The organism is Pseudomonas sp. B22129 (genome assembly GCF_044218875.1).
Taxonomy (GTDB): Bacteria; Pseudomonadota; Gammaproteobacteria; order Pseudomonadales; family Pseudomonadaceae; genus Aquipseudomonas.
Map to the genome: position 1 here is coordinate 6,305,263 of NZ_CP162592.1, position 19,049 is coordinate 6,324,311.

Annotated in this window: 18 protein-coding genes; 7 read left to right on the top strand and 11 right to left on the bottom strand. The window is 60.6% G+C overall.

Annotated elements, in window-relative coordinates; translation table 11 throughout:
• Positions 1–37 precede the first annotated feature (37 nt).
• Positions 38–520, bottom strand: coding sequence for a GAF domain-containing protein (locus AB4P94_RS28655; RefSeq protein WP_395608458.1), 483 nt, complete (start codon positions 518–520; stop codon positions 38–40).
• Positions 517–1,407, bottom strand: a complete 891-nt coding sequence (locus tag AB4P94_RS28660) for an ATP-binding protein (RefSeq protein ID WP_395608459.1) — start codon at positions 1,405–1,407, stop codon at positions 517–519. Before AB4P94_RS28660 ends, AB4P94_RS28655 begins: the two co-directional genes overlap by 4 nt.
• Positions 1,408–1,571: 164 nt before the next feature.
• Between AB4P94_RS28660 and AB4P94_RS28665 the strand changes: the two genes are divergently transcribed.
• Positions 1,572–3,881, top strand: coding sequence for a response regulator (locus AB4P94_RS28665; RefSeq protein WP_395611400.1), 2,310 nt, complete (start codon positions 1,572–1,574; stop codon positions 3,879–3,881).
• Here AB4P94_RS28665 and AB4P94_RS28670 read toward each other — a convergent pair.
• From AB4P94_RS28670 to msrB, 3 genes are all read right to left on the bottom strand, one after another.
• Complete coding sequence (locus AB4P94_RS28670) at positions 3,862–4,326, bottom strand: MarR family winged helix-turn-helix transcriptional regulator (protein ID WP_395608460.1); 465 nt, start codon at positions 4,324–4,326, stop codon at positions 3,862–3,864. The genes AB4P94_RS28665 and AB4P94_RS28670 overlap by 20 nt on opposite strands.
• The gene (locus tag AB4P94_RS28675) at positions 4,323–4,808 is read right to left on the bottom strand and encodes a glutathione peroxidase (protein WP_395608461.1); all 486 of its coding nucleotides are present in this window, start codon (positions 4,806–4,808) and stop codon (positions 4,323–4,325) included. Before AB4P94_RS28675 ends, AB4P94_RS28670 begins: the two co-directional genes overlap by 4 nt.
• Before the next feature lie 809 nt (positions 4,809–5,617).
• Positions 5,618–6,010 carry a peptide-methionine (R)-S-oxide reductase MsrB gene (gene msrB, locus AB4P94_RS28680; RefSeq protein WP_395608462.1) on the bottom strand — a complete coding sequence of 131 codons (393 nt, stop codon included), beginning with the start codon at positions 6,008–6,010 and terminating at the stop codon, positions 5,618–5,620.
• Between the two features lie 202 nt (positions 6,011–6,212).
• On the opposite strand from msrB, the gene AB4P94_RS28685 reads away from it, so the two are divergent.
• Together AB4P94_RS28685 and htpX are read left to right on the top strand one after the other, a co-directional pair.
• Positions 6,213–7,424 (top strand): pyridoxal phosphate-dependent aminotransferase, encoded by a 1,212-nt coding sequence (locus AB4P94_RS28685; RefSeq protein ID WP_016978462.1) that lies wholly within the window; start codon positions 6,213–6,215, stop codon positions 7,422–7,424.
• 303 nt (positions 7,425–7,727) lie between these two features.
• Complete coding sequence (gene htpX / locus AB4P94_RS28690) at positions 7,728–8,615, top strand: protease HtpX (protein WP_034102803.1); 888 nt, start codon at positions 7,728–7,730, stop codon at positions 8,613–8,615.
• Between the two features lie 173 nt (positions 8,616–8,788).
• Here the strand turns inward: htpX and AB4P94_RS28695 are convergent, their stop codons facing one another.
• Complete coding sequence (locus AB4P94_RS28695) at positions 8,789–9,445, bottom strand: thiopurine S-methyltransferase (RefSeq protein WP_395608463.1); 657 nt, start codon at positions 9,443–9,445, stop codon at positions 8,789–8,791.
• A gap of 103 nt (positions 9,446–9,548) precedes the next feature.
• Here AB4P94_RS28695 and AB4P94_RS28700 point away from each other — a divergent pair, with 103 nt between their 5' ends.
• On the top strand, positions 9,549–10,316 hold the full coding sequence (locus AB4P94_RS28700; RefSeq protein WP_395608464.1) for a DODA-type extradiol aromatic ring-opening family dioxygenase: 768 nt from the start codon (positions 9,549–9,551) through the stop codon (positions 10,314–10,316).
• Positions 10,317–10,510: 194 nt separating this feature from the next.
• On the opposite strand, the gene AB4P94_RS28705 is transcribed toward AB4P94_RS28700, so the two are convergent.
• The gene (locus AB4P94_RS28705; RefSeq protein ID WP_395608465.1) at positions 10,511–12,184 is read right to left on the bottom strand and encodes a DEAD/DEAH box helicase; all 1,674 of its coding nucleotides are present in this window, start codon (positions 12,182–12,184) and stop codon (positions 10,511–10,513) included.
• A 421-nt stretch (positions 12,185–12,605) separates the two neighbouring features.
• Here AB4P94_RS28705 and AB4P94_RS28710 point away from each other — a divergent pair, with 421 nt between their 5' ends.
• A complete protein-coding gene (locus AB4P94_RS28710; protein WP_395608466.1) occupies positions 12,606–13,397 on the top strand; it encodes a crotonase/enoyl-CoA hydratase family protein in 792 nt (263 codons plus the stop codon).
• A 53-nt stretch (positions 13,398–13,450) separates the two neighbouring features.
• Here the strand turns inward: AB4P94_RS28710 and AB4P94_RS28715 are convergent, their stop codons facing one another.
• The gene (locus tag AB4P94_RS28715; protein WP_395608467.1) at positions 13,451–14,206 is read right to left on the bottom strand and encodes a spermidine synthase; all 756 of its coding nucleotides are present in this window, start codon (positions 14,204–14,206) and stop codon (positions 13,451–13,453) included.
• Between the two features lie 124 nt (positions 14,207–14,330).
• Between AB4P94_RS28715 and AB4P94_RS28720 the strand changes: the two genes are divergently transcribed.
• The gene (locus AB4P94_RS28720) at positions 14,331–15,677 is read left to right on the top strand and encodes a class II 3-deoxy-7-phosphoheptulonate synthase (protein WP_395608468.1); all 1,347 of its coding nucleotides are present in this window, start codon (positions 14,331–14,333) and stop codon (positions 15,675–15,677) included.
• A gap of 113 nt (positions 15,678–15,790) precedes the next feature.
• On the opposite strand, the gene AB4P94_RS28725 is transcribed toward AB4P94_RS28720, so the two are convergent.
• Together AB4P94_RS28725 and AB4P94_RS28730 are read right to left on the bottom strand one after the other, a co-directional pair.
• On the bottom strand, positions 15,791–17,023 hold the full coding sequence (locus tag AB4P94_RS28725; protein WP_395608469.1) for a winged helix-turn-helix domain-containing protein: 1,233 nt from the start codon (positions 17,021–17,023) through the stop codon (positions 15,791–15,793).
• A gap of 45 nt (positions 17,024–17,068) precedes the next feature.
• Positions 17,069–17,275, bottom strand: a complete 207-nt coding sequence (locus tag AB4P94_RS28730; RefSeq protein ID WP_395608470.1) for a DUF1127 domain-containing protein — start codon at positions 17,273–17,275, stop codon at positions 17,069–17,071.
• 70 nt (positions 17,276–17,345) lie between these two features.
• Between AB4P94_RS28730 and AB4P94_RS28735 the strand changes: the two genes are divergently transcribed.
• Positions 17,346–18,227, top strand: coding sequence for a LysR family transcriptional regulator (locus AB4P94_RS28735; protein ID WP_395608471.1), 882 nt, complete (start codon positions 17,346–17,348; stop codon positions 18,225–18,227).
• On the opposite strand, the gene AB4P94_RS28740 is transcribed toward AB4P94_RS28735, so the two are convergent.
• The gene (locus tag AB4P94_RS28740) at positions 18,217–18,966 is read right to left on the bottom strand and encodes a sulfite exporter TauE/SafE family protein (RefSeq protein WP_395608472.1); all 750 of its coding nucleotides are present in this window, start codon (positions 18,964–18,966) and stop codon (positions 18,217–18,219) included. The two genes, AB4P94_RS28735 and AB4P94_RS28740, sit on opposite strands and share 11 nt — an antisense overlap.
• Positions 18,967–19,049 lie beyond the last annotated feature (83 nt).

The window sequence follows — 19,049 nt, forward strand, 5'->3', positions numbered from 1 at the left end:
AGGAGCGAATGTATCCATTCGCCCCTGCAACCGTTGATCAACAGTCGGTCAAGCGCAGAAAGATCGCCGCCAATTGCTCGATACCCGCCTGGTCCTGCTGGGTGAAGCGGGCCAGCGAAGGGCTGTCCAGGTCGAGGACGCCAATCAGCTGGCCATCTTTGACCAACGGGACGACCAACTCGCTGTTGGAAGCGCTGTCACAGGCGATGTGCCCCGGGAAAGCATGCACATCCTCAACGCGCTGGGTTTGCCGGGTGGCCGCCGCCGCTCCGCAAACGCCACGACCAAAGGGTATGCGCACGCAAGCGATCTGGCCCTGAAAGGGGCCAAGCACCAACTCTTCATTGCGATTGAGATAGAAACCCGCCCAGTTCAAGTCGTCCAACTGGTTGAATAAAAACGCGGAGAACTGCGCGCTGTTGGCGATGAAGTCACGCTCATCGGCCAACAGTGATTCAAGCTGCGCACACAGCATGGCATAGCCATCCAGGCCCGTACCGGCTTGTTGTAAATCGATCATGCCTGACGCTCCAGCAATTTGAGGCCCACCCAGTAACGGGCGAATTGATAGGCGCAGCGGCCGTTGCGGTTGCCGCGCCCGGTCGCCCAGCGTACCGCAAGGATGTCGAGCTGTTCATCGCGCTGCCACTGCAAACCGGCCTTGGTGGCCAGCTCGCCGATCCAGTGCTCCACCACGTCCAGGAAATGCTCCTGGGTAAATGGGTAGAACGACAGCCACAAGCCGAAGCGGTCCGACAGGGCAATCTTGTCTTCTACCGCTTCGCTTGGGTGCAATTCGCCATCCACGCGCTTCCAGTTGTCGTTGTCGCTCTGGTTTTCCGGCACCAGGTGACGACGGTTGGACGTGGCATACAACAACACGTTTTCCGGCGCCTGCTCCAGCGAGCCGTCCAACACACTCTTGAGTACGCGGTAGTCACCCTCACCCGCTTCAAACGACAGGTCATCGCAGAACAGGATAAAGCGTTGCGGCAACTTGAGCAGTTGCTCGACAACCCGCGGCAGATCGGCCAGATGGTCGCGCTCAATCTCGATCAGGCGCAAGCCGGCCTTGGCGTGCTGAGCGAGCAAGGCACGCACCATCGACGATTTGCCGGTGCCCCGTGAGCCCCACAGCAACGCGTGGTTGGCAGGCAAGCCGTCGAGAAACTGTTGGGTATTGCGGGCCAGTGTTTCACGCTGCTTGTCCACGCCGATCAAATCGGACAGGCGCATGTCCAGGCTCACTTCCAGCGGAAGCAAATAGCCACTGCGGCCTTCTCGCTGCCAGCGGGCAGCCAGGCATTGATTCCAGTCGATGGCCGGACGCAGCGCGGGCAACAAGGGTTCCAGTCGAGCAAGTACCGCATCGGCACGCTCAAGAAAGGCATTCAATCGAGAATCCACGATTATTCCTCTGGCAAGTTCTTGCAAAAGATGGCGTATTGGCAACCCTGCGGCAGACCGCAGAAGGCTGCGTAAAAAATCGATTCATGCCGGGCAAGCCAGAGCCTGTGGATGTTCAGCTATGCTTGCCGGGCGAAGGAAAACGTGAAGTGGTTCAACACCCAATGGATATCAAGTTCGCCCACCGCTTGTCTTATAAACAAGCCCGATTGACTGTGCTGGTCGGTTTCGTCTTGGGAACCTTGCTCAGCCTGATCCAAATCGGCATTGATTATGCCAGTGAAGACGCATCCATCAACCGTGAAATACGCTCGCTGATCGAAATCAGCCATAACCCCGCCTCACGTATCGCCTACAACATAGATGCCGAACTCGCCCAGGAACTGACGCTGGGCCTGCTGCACTCCCCGGCGATTACGCGCGCGCAGTTGATCGACAACAATGGCGTGGTGCTGGCCGACGTCAATCGCCCACGCAAGGAAAGCACCTACCGGCCTATCAGCGACTTCCTGTTTGGCGCCAACCGTGAATTTGAAGACCGCCTCTATCTGAGCCACATGCCCAATGACGCCCTCGGCGTGTTGCGTCTGGACGTGGATACCTACGCCTTCGGCAGCCGCTTCCTGCACCGCGCCGAGATCACCCTGCTCAACGGCTTCGCCCGCAGCCTGCTGTTGACGGGGATCTTGCTGGGCCTGTTCTACGTGATGCTCACCCAACCGCTGGTGCGCATTATCCGCGCGCTGAGCACCAGCAAGCAGGCCAAACTGGACTGCCCGCCCGGGCATGAACACGATGAAATCGGCGTATTGGTCAGCGTCGCCAACCAGCAATTCGAAAACATGGAGACCGAAATCCAGCAGCGGCGCCACGCCGAAGACCGCCTCACCGAATACCTGGGGCAACTGGAAGATATTGTTTCCGCACGCACCCTTGAGCTCAAAACCAGCAACCAACGGCTGAGCCAATCCAATGATGAGCTGGAAGCCGCGAAGATGACCGCCGTGGGCATGGCCCAGGCGCGAGCGGCATTCCTGGCCAATATGAGCCATGAAATCCGCACCCCCCTCAATGGCTTGCTGGGGATGATTGCGCTGTCACTGGATAGCCCGCTAAACGCCGAGCAACGCCAGCAACTGTCGATTGCCCATGACTCCGGCAAAGTGCTGGTGGAGTTGCTCAACGATATCCTGGACCTGTCCAAGTTCGACGCTGGCCAGCTGGAACTGGAGAAGATCCCGTTCGACCTCGGTTCATTGGTGGAAGATACCGCCAACCTGCTGTCGCAAAACGCCGCACCGAGCGTGGAGCTGACCTGCCTGATTGACCCGCTGTTTCCTGCACAGGTGATTGGCGACCCTACCCGCGTGCGGCAAATCGTCAGTAACTTGCTGTCCAACGCCTTGAAGTTCACCCGCTTCGGCCGGGTCGACGTACGCCTGAGCGCCCACGAGGGCCGGGTAAAAATCGAAGTGTGCGACACCGGTATCGGCATCGCCCAGGATGCCCAGGTAAAGATTTTCCAACCCTTCACCCAGGCGGGTGCCGGCATCACCCGCCAGTTTGGCGGCACGGGGCTGGGCCTGGCGTTGACGCACAACCTGTGCGAAGCAATGAAGGGCCGCCTGAGCATCAGCTCGGAAGTCGGCTTTGGCAGCCAGTTCTGCGCCGACCTGCCGCTGCCTGTCCATTTGCCTGCCGCCCGGTTGGCGCCTTTGGCGGGTGAAGTCATCGCGATCACCAGTGCCGACAGCGGCCTGACGGAACTGCTGACCACCCTGCTGCCCCATTGGGGGCTGACGCCTCGCTGCTACGCCCGCGATGCAGACCTGAGCGGGCAAACGCCTGACCTGTTGATTACGGACTGCCCGGAATGCCTGTTCCGTTTACGCCCCACGATCAGCGCGCCAATCCTGCTGGTCACCGCCTACGGCAATTTCATGCCCAGCGAGGAAGTCGCAGCCCTGGGGCCACTGCAGCAGCAGGCGCGACCCTTGAGCCGTAATGCGCTGTACCAGATTCTGCAACGCACCCTGCGCAGCGACGAACAGTTGATCCTCGACCCCATCCAGATGGAGGCCGCGCCCCTCGCCCACCGCGCGCGTATTTTGCTGGTGGAGGACAACCCGGTTAACCAACTGGTGGCCAAAGGCATGCTCGGCAAGCTTGGGTGTGAGGTGATCGTGGCCGCCCACGGTGGCGAAGCGCTTAAACGCCTCGAAGAACAGCGCTACGACATGGTGCTGATGGACTGCAACATGCCAGTCATGGACGGTTACGAAGCCAGCCGGCAGATTCGTCGCAGCGGGCGCTGGCCCGAGCTGCCCATCGTCGCCTTGACCGCCAATGCCCTGTCGGAAGAGCGTGAACGCTGCCGTGCGGCGGGTATGGACGACTACCTGGCCAAGCCTTTTCGCCGCGAAGAACTCAAAGCCTTGCTGGACCTGTGGGTGCCTAAGACGACAAGCCTTTGATCTGTGCCAGCAACTGATCCAGGCCGCTTCGCAGGGCATCGGCCCGATTCAGGTCGACGCCGGCGTCACAGAGCAGCCGGGTTTTCAGGCTGTGGGCTTTATCGTGCAGCCTCGCGCCCGCCTCGCTGACGTCCAGATGCACTTCGCGCTCGTCTATCGCACTGCGCTGGCGCCTGACCAACCCCAGTTGCTCAAGGCGTTTGAGCAACGGAGTCAGGGTGCCCGAGTCAAGCATCAGCCGCTCGCCCAGCGCCTTGACCGTGGGTTGCGCAGGCTGTGCGGCCTGCCATTCCCACAACACCAGCATGGCCACATATTGCGGGTAGGTCAGGCCCAATTGATCAAGCATCGGTTTGTAGGCTCGGGTCACCGCCCGTGAGGCAGCGTAGAGCTTGAAACACAGCTGATCGTCCAGAGCCAGGGACACGATGGGAGCGTCGGTCATTTGAGCAGGGCTTCGATCTCTTGGGTCAGGTCCTGGGGCTTGGTGGTCGGGGCGAAGCGCTTGACCACCTGGCCATCGCGGCCGATCAGGAACTTGGTGAAATTCCACTTGATGCCCTTGGAGCCCAGCAGGCCCGGTGCCTGTTTTTTCAACTGCACGAACAGTGGGTGGGCGCCGTCGCCGTTGACGTCAATCTTCTTGAACAATGGGAAGCTGACACCATAGTTCAGCTCGCAAAACTCGGAAATCGCGCCTTCGTTGCCGGGCTCCTGCTTGCCGAACTGGTTGCAGGGGAAGCCCAGTACGACCAGGCCCTGGTCCTTGTACTGCTGCCAGAGTTGTTCCAGGCCTTTGTACTGTGGGGTGAAGCCACACTTGCTGGCGGTGTTGACCACCAAAATGGCCTTGCCGGCGAAGTCGGCCAGGGTCTTTTGCTCGCCCTTGATGGTGGTGCACGGGATGCTCAGCAGTTTGTCGCTCATGGCAGTGCCTCGACTCTGGATGAAGAAGGGGAAAACATAGCTTGCGATTCAATTGTGTGCAATTCAATTGATCACAGTGATAGGGCGTACTCGGTTCAAATGTGGGAGCCGGGCTTGCCCGCGATGCAGGCACCTCGGTCTCTCAGCCGCACCGGGGTGCCCGCATCGCAGCATAGATCTCTACACAACTTTGGACATTGCGCTGGACCGGTGGCGAGAGAGCTTGCTCTCGTGTCGGCCTGGCAGTCGAGCGAGTTTTACCGGGTGTACATCGGTTCAAGTGTGGGAGCGGGCTTGCTCGCGAAGGCTCCCTATCATGCGGCCAAGTCTTATCGGGTGTACGCGGGCCTAATGTGAGGGCTGGCTTGTCAGGTCCCCGCATCGCTGCGATAGCGATGTGTTAGGCGCTGAGGCTTTTTGACCGGAGTACATATCCGTTATTTAGGTAACGGCTGATTAGGGTTCCGCCCTGACGGCGGCTCACTTTTGAACAGCGCAAAAGTAAGCAAAACGCTCTTGCCCCACCACTCGGCACCTCGCCTAGGCTCGGTGTGCCCGAACGCAGGCTTGAATCCGTGGGCCGCCGCCATGGGCCATCCCTGGCCCATCGCGGCTAACCCGGCGTCCTGCCGGGTTACCCACGGATTCAAGCCTGCGTTCGGCCAGCGTGGTTTAACGGGGCGCCTAAGATCAAGATCAAAAGCTAAATCAAGTGCCAGAGCAGAACCTACAGGCTTTGCCAGGACCAATAGTTGTGTAGATACCTATGCGCATCGCAGGCAAGCCAGTTTCCACACCCGCCATCTGCCCTAGCGCGGCACGAGGTCCAGGCACACCGAATTGATGCAATACCGCAGGCCGGTCGGCGGCGGGCCGTCCGGGAACACATGCCCCAGGTGCGCATCGCACTTGGCACAGGTGACTTCGGTGCGGATCATGCCGTGGCTGACGTCACGGATCTCGATCATCGCGCTGTCGGCAATCGGCGCGTAGAAGCTCGGCCAACCGCAGCCGGAATCAAATTTGGTGGTCGAATCGAACAGCGCTTCGTTACAACAGATGCAGTGGTACACGCCATCGGTCTTGGTGGCGTTGTACTTGCCGGAAAACGGGCGCTCGGTGCCCTTCAGCCGACAGACCTGATATTGGGCGGGGTCGAGCATTTCCCGCCATTCCTCCAGCGTTTTATCCAACTTTTCCATCGGTACACCTCGGCAACTGAAAAACCCTGATCTGTGTCTTTTCCATGGATCAGGCGGCACGTATGATTGCGCCTCTTCAAAACGCCAGTCTGGCACCCGCGCTACCGGCATTCAAACGTATTTATGGGTGCGGGCCCCGCAGGTTTCGCAGTACGGTAGTGTCCACACCGTCTGGATCGTTCATTTTCAGGATCACATCGCCATGCAGGTCAGCAAATCGAACAAGCTCGCCAACGTCTGCTACGACATTCGCGGCCCGGTGCTCAAGCACGCCAAACGCCTGGAAGAGGAAGGCCATCGCATCCTCAAGCTGAACATCGGCAACCCGGCGCCTTTTGGTTTCGAAGCGCCGGACGAAATCCTCCAGGACGTGATCCGCAACCTGCCGACCGCCCAGGGCTACAGCGATTCCAAAGGCCTGTTCAGCGCGCGCAAAGCCGTGATGCAGTACTACCAGCAAAAGCAGGTCGAAGGCGTCGGCATCGAAGACATCTACCTGGGCAACGGCGTGTCCGAGCTGATCGTGATGTCCATGCAGGCCCTGCTCAACAACGGCGACGAAGTGCTGGTGCCGGCACCCGACTATCCACTGTGGACCGCCGCCGTGACCCTGGCCGGTGGCCACCCGGTGCACTACCTGTGTGACGAAGGCGCCGACTGGTTCCCGGACCTGGCCGACATCAAGGCCAAGATCACTCCGAACACCAAGGCCCTGGTGATCATCAACCCGAACAACCCGACCGGCGCGGTGTACTCCAAGGAAGTGCTGCTGGGCATGCTCGAACTGGCGCGCCAGCACAACCTGGTGGTGTTCTCCGACGAGATCTATGACAAGATCCTCTACGATGATGCCGTGCACGTGTGCACCGCCTCGCTGGCGCCGGACCTGCTGTGCCTGACCTTCAACGGCCTGTCCAAGTCCTACCGCGTGGCGGGTTTCCGCTCCGGCTGGATCGCCATCTCGGGGCCCAAGCACAACGCCCAGAGCTACATCGAAGGCATCGACATGCTGGCCAATATGCGCCTGTGTGCCAACGTGCCGAGCCAGCACGCCATCCAGACCGCACTCGGTGGCTACCAGAGCATCAACGACCTGGTATTGCCCCAGGGCCGCCTGCTGGAGCAGCGCAACCGGACTTGGGAATTGCTCAATGCAATCCCGGGCGTCAGCTGCGTGAAACCCATGGGCGCGCTGTACGCCTTCCCGCGGATCGACCCGAAAGTCTGCCCGATTCTGAACGACGAGAAGTTCGTGCTCGACCTCCTGCTGTCAGAGAAGTTGTTGGTCGTTCAAGGAACAGCGTTCAACTGGCCGTGGCCTGACCACTTCCGCGTCGTTACCTTGCCGCGTGTGGATGACCTGGACATGGCCATTGGTCGCATCGGTAACTTCCTGAAATCCTATCGCCAGTAACGAATATTGCGCTGTACGACCGGCATTCGGTCGTACAGCGATTATCTGGCAACACTTCTCTGCCCTTCACCTCTGCTTCCCCGCTGCAGCACGCCAAGGATCGGTCAGCCCCTATAATTGCGGGACGGCAAGGCAAAAACCCGGTGAAATCGGTCGATTTTCCAGGTCGGAAAATCCCTTCAAGGCTCTACATTCAGGCTGTAGGACACAGTTTGAAATAGTCGCTCGGTTGAATCACCCCAAGGCGCACCTTATATACCCCGCAGTACGCGACATATTAAGCATGAGGAGAACTCTACAACCATGATGCGCATCCTGCTGTTCTTGGCCACTAACCTGGCGGTCGTGCTGATTGCCAGCATCACCCTGAGCCTTTTCGGCTTCAACGGGTTCATGGCGGCCAACGGGGTTGACCTGAACCTCAATCAGCTGCTGGTTTTCTGTGCGGTCTTTGGTTTTGCCGGCTCGCTGTTCTCGCTGTTCATCTCCAAGTGGATGGCGAAGATGAGCACCAGCACCCAGGTCATCACCCAGCCACGCACCCGTCATGAGCAATGGTTGCTGCAGACCGTGGAGCAATTGTCCCGCGAGGCCGGCATCAAGATGCCTGAGGTCGGGATTTTCCCGGCCTATGAGGCCAACGCCTTTGCCACCGGCTGGAACAAGAACGACGCGCTCGTAGCGGTCAGCCAGGGCATGCTGGAACGCTTCTCCTACGATGAAGTGAAGGCCGTGCTGGCCCACGAGATCGGCCACGTGGCCAACGGTGACATGGTCACCCTCGCGCTGGTACAGGGCGTGGTGAACACCTTCGTGATGTTCTTTGCACGAATCATCGGTAACTTCGTCGACAAGGTGATCTTCAAGAACGAAGAAGGCCGTGGCATTGCCTACTTCGTGGCGACTATCTTCGCCGAAGTGGTACTGGGCTTCCTGGCGAGCGCAATCACCATGTGGTTCTCGCGCAAGCGCGAGTTCCGCGCAGACGAAGCCGGCGCCCGCCTGGCCGGTACCGGGGCGATGATCGCGGCGCTGCAACACCTGCGCTCCGAACAAGGCCTGCCGGTGCACATGCCGGACAGCCTGACGGCGTTCGGCATCAACGGCGGCATCAAGCAGGGCATGGCGCGCCTGTTCATGAGCCACCCGCCGCTGGAAGAGCGCATCGACGCACTGCGTCGTCGGGGCTGATAAGCCACGGGTGACACAAAAAGGGGCGATCTTATCGCCCTTTTTTGTGGGTGCTGATATCGCCATCGCAGGCAAGCCAGCTCCCACAGGGGACTGCATTTCAACCGGGGAATGCAGCCAATGTGGGAGCGGCGGTGCGACGATTCGACTTGCCCGCGAAGGCGCCAGCAAATTCAGCGCTTGACCAACTGATACACGCGCTCTTCAAGCCGCGTAACGCCATCCTGCACAAACTTCCAGCTCTCACCCAGAATGTCCTGCTCTTCCAACACATCCAGCGTCCATCGCACGCCGAACAACAGCCTCACTTCATCATCCGTAACAGCAAACGGCGGGCCGGCCTTCTGCGTCTGGTCGTAATCGAGGGTGATCAACAGCCCCTGACAACCAGAACCCAGCACCTTATCGAGATGCGCCACATACTTCGCACGCATCAGTGGCGGCAAAGCGATCAGCGCGGCGCGATCGTAAAGTGCCGTGCACTGCGCCACTGCATCAGCGTGCAGCGCAAAAAAGTCACCGCACCAAAGCTCGATCTGCTCCGTCTGGTAGACCTTGAAAGCGCCCTGCTGGCTGATCCGCGGCACGAGTCCCTGCTCATCGAAAACCGCCTGTACAGCCTGTTCCGACAGTTCTACGCCCATCACCCGATGGCCAACACTTGCCAGCCAGACCAGATCCAGGCTTTTGCCACACAGAGGCACCAGTACCTTCGAGCCTTGCGCCAATGCCAGTTGCGACCAATGCCTTTGCAGATAAGGGTTAACCTCAGGCAAATGAAAGCCGATCTGATTACTCGCCCAGCGCTCCTGCCAAAATTTAGGCTCCATAAATCACTCTGAAAATTCGATCAAAAAGGGTTAAAACTTATATTAGATTTAGATCAATGATCTGATTGAAGATGGGCCCATATTAACGCTCAGGACCCCGATTATGCTCCCCAGCCTGTTTATCTCCCACGGCTCCCCCATGCTGGCCCTGCAGCCCGGCGCCAGCGGCCCTGCGTTGCAGCGCCTGGCGGCCGAACTGCCGCGCCCGAAAGCGATTGTGGTGGTGTCGGCTCATTGGGAAAGCCACGAACTATTGGTCAGCGGCAGTGCCGCCCCAGAAACCTGGCACGACTTTGGCGGCTTCCCTCGCGAACTGTTTGCCGTGCAGTACCCGGCCCCGGGCGACCCGCAACTGGCCGGCGATATTGTCGAACTGCTTCACGCGGACGGTTTGAGCGCACGTATCGATGATCGCCGCCCCTTTGACCACGGCACCTGGGTCCCGCTGTCGCTGATGTACCCGGCGGCGGATATCCCGGTGGTGCAGGTTTCCCTGCCCAGCCGCATGGGCCCCGCCCTGCAGACACGCGTCGGCCATGCCCTGGCCAGCCTGCGCGAGAAAGGCATGCTGTTGATCGGCTCCGGCAGCATCACCCACAACCTGGGCGAGCTGAACTGGCACGCGGGGCCTGAGAGCATCGAGCCCTGGGCGCGAGACTTTCGCGATTGGGTGGTGGATAAACTCGCTGCCAACGATGAAACCGCCCTGCACGACTATCGCCGCCAGGCACCCCACGCCGTGCGCAGCCATCCCAGTGATGAGCATTTGCTGCCGCTGTATTTCGCGCGCGGGGCCGGTGGTGATTTCAGCGTGGCGCACCAGGGGTTCACCATGGGCGCCCTCGGGATGGATATCTACCGTTTTGGCTGACACAGATCTAAATGTGGGAGCGGGCTTGCTCGCGAAGGCGGTGTGCCAGCAAAAAATGTTTCGACTGACACAACGCTTTCGCGAGCAAGCCCGCTCCCACACTTGATAGAGGTTGATCCTGAATTGAGCAGGCAAAAAAAATCCCCGAACAGGTCGGGGATTTTTTATGTGCGATCAATCAGCCCAAGGGCGGATCAATCCTCGCGGTAGCGACGCAGCTTCAGCTGCTTACCGGCAACGCGAGTGTCTTTCAGCTTGGCCAGCAGTTTCTCCAGGCCATCTTCCGGCAGCTCCACCAGGGAGAAGCTGTCACGCACCTGGATGCGACCGATCGCTTCACGTGCCAGGCCACCCTCGTTGAGGATAGCGCCCAGCAGGTTCTTGGCAGCGATACCGTCACGCGCGCCCAGCGCGGTACGGCAGCGAGCACGGCCTTCAGCCAATGGAACCGGAGCGCGACGCTCACGATCACCACGGTCCGGACGGTCGCCGGAACGCTCTGGACGATCACCGCGTGGCGCGCTGTTCGGGACCAGTGGGCGTTCTTTCTCGATGGCTGCCAGGGTCAGGGCCTGACCGTTGGTAGCTTTGCGCAGCAAGGCTGCAGCCAGGGCACGCGGGGTGCAACCGATATCGGCGGTCAGGCGGTCCAGCAGGTCGCCGTGGGTCGATTCAGCATCAGCCACCAGTGGCGCCAGGCTGTTGGTCAGTTTCTTGATGCGGGCATCCAGAACAGCCTGGGCATCCGGCAGGCGGACTTCAGCAACTTTCTGACCGGTTACACGCTCGATCACTTGCAGCATGCGGCGCTCACGTGGAGTCACCAGCAGCAGTGCACGACCTTCGCGACCCGCACGGCCGGTACGGCCGATACGGTGAACGTAGGACTCTGGATCGTAAGGCATGTCAACGTTGAACACGTGGGTGATACGTGGAACGTCGAGGCCACGAGCGGCAACGTCGGTCGCTACAACGATGTCCAGACGGCCATCTTTGAGGGAGTCGATCACGCGCTCACGCTGGTTCTGGGCAATGTCACCGTTCAGCGCAGCGGCTTTGTAGCCTTTGGCTTCCAGGGCGCTGGCCAGGTCCAGGGTCGCTTGCTTGGTGCGCACGAACATGATCAGGGCGTCGAAGTCTTCGACTTCCAGCAGGCTCAATACAGCCGAGGTCTTCTGGTCAGCGTGAACCAACAGGTGAGCCTGTTCGATCGCGGTAACGGTCTGAGTCTTGGTCTGGATCTTCACGTGTTGCGGATCGCGCAGGTGGCGCTCGGCAATGGCACGGATCGACTGTGGCAGGGTGGCCGAGAACAGTACGGTCTGACGGGTCGGTGGCAGTGCCTTGAAGATGACTTCCAGGTCATCCATGAAGCCCAGCTTCAACATTTCGTCAGCTTCGTCGAGAACCAGGTGGTTCACGGTCGCCAGAACTTTTTCGTCACGACGCAGGTGGTCGCACAGACGGCCCGGCGTGGCGACAACGATCTGTGCGCCATTACGGATTGCTTTCAGTTGTGGGCCCATAGGCGCGCCGCCGTAAACGGCCACAACGGTTACGCCCGGCATTTGCTTGGCGTAGGTTTCAAAAGCGGTTGCTACTTGCAGCGCCAACTCACGGGTTGGCGCCAGGATCAGGGCTTGCGGCTCGCGCTTGGCAGGATCGATGCAGTGCAGGATTGGCAGAGCGAACGCGGCGGTTTTACCGGTACCGGTTTGCGCCTGGCCAATCATGTCTTGGCCGGCCATGATGATCGGGATCGATTGCTGCTGAATAGCCGAAGGTTCTTCGTAGCCAGTCGCGATGACGGCAGCAAGAATGTTCGGGTTAAGATTAAAAGCGGCGAAGCCGCCGGTTTCCTGGGTCATGGGTCTGCCTCTAAGTGCATCCGCAAAGACCCATGCTCCAAAGCTGCGCATGCCGTGTTGAGACTCAAGAGTCGCCCTGGCTGCTTTGTCGGCGGGGATTTGCGAAAACGAATGAATGAAAAAGATTCGTCAAGGAAGAGTCCGCTGTGCGGACGTGCAGCCGAAGCTGACTTCGGGGAATTGCGCTACCTAAACGCGGCCCGGTTAAAGGCCGGCGCGCACTATACCGGAAATACCTGAAAAAGGGAGCTTTTTTTATCGCAAAGCACCGATAAACCGCGCTGCGTCACAGCCTTTGCAGATAACGGTGCCAGGGTCTATTTTTCAGAAGCCCGGCCCTGTTGGCCCTATAGCTTAAACGCTTCACCTACCGCTCAAGACCTTTGGTCTGAAACCCTACCCGCGCCCGAGGGCACACCCGATGAATCAAGCCAGCAGCAGTCGTGTCAGCCGTGAATTACAGGGTCATGTCTTGCTGTTGGGCCTGGACCGGGTCGCCAAGCGCAACGCCTTCGACCTGGACTTGCTCAATGAACTGAGCCTGGCCTATGGCGAATTTGATCGAAACGACCAAGCGCGGGTGGCGGTGGTGTTTGCCCACGGCGACCACTTCACCGCCGGGCTGGACCTGGCGAATGTCAGCGGCGTGATGTCGGGAGGCTGGCAACCGCCGCTGGGCGGTTGCGACCCATGGGGCGTGTTCGCCGGCCCCAGAGTCAGCAAACCGGTGATTGTGGCCGCGAAGGGTTACTGCCTGACCATCGGCATCGAGTTGATGCTGGCCGCGGACATCAATATTTGCGCGAGCAACACACGCTTTGCGCAGATGGAGGTGCAGCGCGGGATCTTTCCTTTCGGCGGCGCGACCCTGCGTTTTCATCAAATTGCCGGCTGGGGCAATGCCATGCGCTGGTTGCTGACCGGCGACGAATTTGACGCCCATGAAGCGCTGCGTCTGGGATTGGTGCAGGAAGTGATGGCCAGCGAAGACTTACTGCCGCGCGCGATCGAACTGGCCAATCGCATTGCACGCCAGGCGCCGCTGGGCGTGCAGGCCACGTTGATGTCAGCACGCTTGGCGAGAATGGAGGGTGAGGCCGTGGCGGCGGCCGCGTTGCAGCCTGTTGTCGAGAAGCTGTTGGACAGTGAGGATGCCAAGGAAGGTGTGCGGGCGATGATCGAGAAGCGGCCCGGTGTCTTCAAAGGTATTTGACCGACTTGAAGATGCCATCGAGGGCAAGCCCGCGAAGGCGTCCGCCCGGGCAACTAAGTCGCCGGGCGAATCACCTTGATCAGCGACTGCAACGAGTAACCCAGGCGCGGCGCCAAGGCTTCTGCGCGGGCCGACAGCGCCGGAATATCAAGCTCCTGATCAAGCTCCGAAGGCACCAGCAGAATCACATTGCCCTCCTTCACCGGCAGCTCCCAGTAATGCCGGTGGTACAACCCGCGCAGCAATGCCGCCCCCAACGGTTTGCCATCGTCGGTCGCCCACTGGTTGATCACCAGCCAGCCACCGGGGTTGAGTTTCTTCTGGCAGTTTTCCAGGAAGGTCCAGGCCAGGTGCCCGACGCCCGGGCCGACGTCGGTGTAAAGGTCGACGAAAATCAGGTCGGCCGATTCGGCGCTATCCAGCAATTGCAGGGCGTCACCGACCCGAATGTACAAGCGCGGATCGTCATCCAGGCCAAGGTATTCAATGGCCAGGCGCGGCACGTCGGGGCGCAACTCGATCGCTTCGACATCTTCCAGCGCCAGGAACTTGAGGCATGCCTGGGTCAGCGTGCCGGCGCCCAGCCCGAGGAACAGCGCGCTTTCCGGCTGCTCATGGCACAACGCGCCGATCAGCATCGCGCGGGTGTAGTCGTACTCCAGCCAGCTCGGGTCGGCGGTGAATACGCAGCTTTGCTCGATGGCGTCGCCGAACTCGAGAAAACGGTAATCGGCCACTTCGAGCACACGGATCATGCCGAAGTCATCATGGACTTCAGCCAGCAGGCGCTCGACACGCTCCTCGGTCATCACTACTCCTAAAAGGTTTACCGCACGGCAAAGGCGCGATTGTCGGCCAACCGGCGGCAACAGGTCACGCACTAATTGCTGATAACATTGGCGCCCGACCGTCAATCAACCTATCGAGTTCATGATGAGCCAACCCTGGAGCCCCGACAGCTGGCGCGCCCTGCCGATCCAGCAACAACCCCAGTACCCGGACGCTGCGCACTTGCTGCAAGTGGAGCAGAACCTGGCCAGCTACCCGCCGCTGGTGTTTGCCGGGGAAGCCCGCGAGTTGCGCCGTCAGTTTGCCGAAGTGACCCAGGGTCGCGCCTTCCTGTTGCAAGGTGGCGACTGCGCCGAAAGTTTTGCCGAGTTCTCCGCCGCGAAAATCCGCGACACCTTCAAAGTGCTGCTGCAGATGGCCATCGTGATGACTTTCGCTGCCGGCTGCCCGGTAGTGAAAGTCGGGCGCATGGCCGGCCAGTTCGCCAAGCCGCGCTCGGCCAATGACGAAACCATCGACGGCGTGACCCTGCCCGCCTACCGGGGCGATATCGTCAACGGCATCGGCTTCGACCTGAAAAGCCGCGTGCCGGACCCGGACCGCTTGCTGCAGTCCTATCACCAGTCCACCGCCACCCTCAACCTGCTGCGCGCCTTTGCCCAGGGCGGTTTCGCCGACCTGCATCAAGTGCACAAGTGGAACCTGGACTTTATCGCCAACTCCGCATTGGCCGAGAAATACAGCCAGTTGGCCGATCGCATCGACGAAACCCTGGCCTTCATGCGCGCCTGCGGCATGGACAGCTCGCCGCAACTGCGCGAAACCAGTTTCTTCACCGCCCACGAAGCGCTGTTGCTCAATTACGAGCAGGCCTTTGTACGCCGCGACAGCCTGACCAACGACTACTACGACTGCTCGGCCCACATGCTGTGGATCGGCGACCGTACCCGTCAGCTGGACGGCGCCCACGTCGAATTCCTGCGCGGGGTGAATAACCCGATTGGCGTGAAAGTCGGCCCGAGCATGAACCCCGACGACCTGATCCGCCTCATCGACATCCTCAACCCGGACAACGACCCCGGCCGCCTCAACCTGATCGCGCGCATGGGCGCCGGCAAGGTCGGCGACCACCTCCCCGGCCTGATCCGCGCGGTGCAGCGCGAGGGCAAGCAAGTGCTGTGGAGTTCAGATCCGATGCACGGCAACACCATCAAGGCCAGCAGCGGCTACAAGACCCGCGATTTTGCGCAGATCCTTGGCGAGGTGAAGGCGTTCTTCCAGGTGCATCAGGCCGAGGGCAGTTACGCCGGCGGGATTCATATCGAGATGACCGGGCAGAACGTCACCGAATGCATCGGCGGCGCGCGGCCGATCACCGAAGACGGTTTGTCGGACCGCTACCACACCCATTGCGACCCGCGAATGAATGCCGATCAGTCGCTGGAGCTGGCATTTTTGATTGCCGAGACGTTGAAGCAGGTCAAACGCTGAGATTTTGGTTGTCTGGGCTGACGCCTTCGCGGGCAAGCCCGCTCCCACATTTGTACGCGTACATCCTTTGAAATGCGGTCGAATGTGGGAGCGGGCTTGCTCGCGAAGAGGCCCTAAAAACCACTATCCATGTTAGTCAGTGCCACCCTTAATCGGTCAGCACTTGGCCGCAGACAGTTGAGCTGAACCTGTTCCAGCCCCAACCAGCCAGCCATCTGCCGCAGGCGCAACGCCAACGCCAACATGCCCTCGTCATCCAGCCCCGACTCTTCCTCATGCACCGCATGCACCGCCAACCGCCCGTTGGCACGTTCGGCGCGCAGGTCGATGCGCGCGGCGATCCGTTCGTTGTGCAAAAACGGCAACACGTAATAGCCGAATACCCGCTTGTCTTGCGGGGTATAGATCTCCAGCCGGTAGCGGAAATCGAACAACCGCTCAGTGCGGCTGCGCTCCCAGATCAGCGAATCGAAGGGCGACAGCAAGGCGCTGGCGGGCACTTTGCGCGGTACTTTTGGATCAGGCAGACAGAACGCCGGCGCTTTCCAGCCCTGCACCCGACACGCCAGTAACTGGCCGTCTTCGACCAATTCGGCAAGGCGGTTGCGGCTATCCGCGGGGTCGAGGCGAAAATAGTCGCGCAGGTCTTTTTCGGTCGCTACGCCCAACGCCGTTGCGCTGTGCAACAGCAAACCGCGCTGCGCCTCGGCTTCGGTCAATGCGGTTTGTTGAAGGATTTCGTGAGGAATGACTCGCTCCGGCAAATCATAAAGCCGCTCAAAACCACGCCGCCCCGCGACGGTGACCAAACCTGCGGCAAACAACCATTCCAGCGCGTGTTTTTCATCACTCCAGTCCCACCAGGGCCCGGCGCGTTCCTCGCGGGTCGACAAGCTGCCGGCGCCCAACGCGCCCTGCTGTTCGACAGCCTGTAACACCCGCTGAATCGTGGCCTGCTGCTCACGGCCAAAACGCGCCATCTGCGAATAGAAGCCCTGGCCGCGCTGCGCCCGCTCCATGCGCCAGCGCATCAAGGGGTACAGCGCCATCGGCAGCAGCGAGGCCTCATGCCCCCAGTACTCAAACAACGAACGCCGACGCCCCTGGCTCCAGGCGGCTTGTTCAAGCTGTACCGCAGGGTAGTTGCCCAGACGGGAAAACAGCGGCAGGTAATGGGAGCGAACAACCGCATTGACTGAATCGATCTGCAACACGCCCAAACGCTCGATCATGCGGTTCAGATGGGCGGCCTTGATCATTGCAGGCGGCTGGCGCCCGGAAAAACCCTGGGCCGCCAGCGCCATGCGGCGTGCTTGCTTGAGTGAAAAAGACAGGTCGGCGGGCATGCGTTTCTCCTTGTGGGCGCGCCGACCACCCTACCCCATCGCGGCTCATTTTCGCAGCGGGTCTTGCCAGAAATGCTGGTGGCGCTCCTGCTCGACATCGCCACGGTTGAGCCCGATGTCCTTGAGCGCCTCATCGCTCAGGCTGGCCAACAACTGGCGTTCATGGTGCAGTGTCTGCCACCGGGCAATCGTGTGAAACAGCCCGGCAAACGGACGTTTCGCCATCAATACAAAACCTTTCTGACCTTTCATCTTCTCGCCCTCCAGTGGGGATGACGCGAGTGTGTGCCTTACCCTATGATCAATCCAACGAATGTTTCTTATGCAATACATCTCGGAGATTGATCAATTGTCCAGCTACCCGAGCATCGACACCGACGTGCTGCGCACCTTCGTCGCCATCGCCGATCAGGGCGGTTTTACCCGCGCAGGCGAATTGGTCAACCGCACCCAATCAGCGGTGAGCATGCAGATGAAGCGCCTGGAAGAAGACGTGCTGCAACGCAAGCTGTTCGAGCGCGACGGCCGCCAGGTTCGCCTCACGCCCGAGGGCCAGGTGTTGCTGGGCTATGCGCGGCGCATCCTGAAACTGCACAGCGAAGTGTTCAATACCCTGCGCGAGCCACACATGGTCGGGTTGGTGCGCATCGGCACGCCGGACGACTACGTGATGCGTTTTTTGCCGGGGATTCTCAAGCGGTTTTCCAAGGCCTACCCGCTGATCCAGATCGAGATGCACTGCGAGTCATCGCACGTGCTGATGCAGCGCCGGGACCTGGCATTGACCGTGATCAGCCGTGAGCCCGGCAATGAACACGGCGAACTGTTGCGTACCGAGCGCATGGTGTGGGCGGCGGCGCCGTGCTTTTGCGTGGACGAACACGACGCCCTGCCCCTGGCGATTTCCGGTGTCGACAGCTTCTGCACCCAGTGGACTCGCGCGGCGCTGGATGCCGCAGGGCGCGACTATCGCCTGGCCTACCACAGTTCCAACGTGGCGGCGATTCAGGCGGTGGTCAGCTCGGGCCTTGCGGTGATGGTCAGCATGGAAAGCCTGGTGACAGAGGACCTGCGTGTACTCGGCACTGAGGAGGGTTTTCCGCCGCTGCCGTCGATGAACCTGCGCCTGTTGCGCAACCCGGCCATGACCTCGCCGATTACCGACTGCCTGGCGGAATACATCATTGAAGGCTTCAGACTTTAAAGGTCAGCATCACCGCGCAGATCGCCAGAAAGCCGCAAAACAACCCGCGTAATACACGTTCGGGCAACGCGTGGGCGACCTTGACGCCCCAACTGATACTCAGCAGGCCGCCGACGGCCAAGGGCACGCCGATCGTCCAGTCCACTTCGTGGTGCCAGGCGTAGGTCACAAGCGTCACGCTGGTGCTGGGCAACGCCAACGCCAGTGACAAGCCTTGTGCGACCACCTGCGTGGTGCCGAACAAACTGGTCAACACGGGCGTGGCAACCACTGCGCCGCCAACACCAAACAAGCCGCCCATCGACCCGGAAGCCGCGCCAAGCACACCGAGCCATGGCCAGGAATAACGCATCTCGGCCGTCGGCGGCGCGTTGCGCGTAAACATGCGCAGCAAATTGTAGGCCGCCAGCGTGAGCAGAAACGCGATAAAGCCAACGCGCATGGCCCCCGCGTCCAGGCCCACCGCCCAGATCGAACCCAGCCACGCAAAGCTGAAACCCATCACGCCCAGCGGCAGCGCGTGGCGCAATTCGATGCGGTTGCGCTGGTGGTAACGCCACAGGGCGAGCATCACGTTGGGCACCACCATCACCAACGCCGTGCCTTGGGCAAGCTGTTGGTCCAGGCCGAACAATACGCCCAGCACCGGAATGGCGATCAGCCCGCCGCCAATGCCGAACAGGCCGCCCACTGTGCCGAGGGCCGCGCCCAAAATCAGGTAAATCGCCAGATCCAACACCGCTCGCCACTCCAAAAGCCCAGACCCTGCATGCTACGCAGTCGGCTCTGGCGCGGAAACGCACAGCAACGCACAATGGCTGT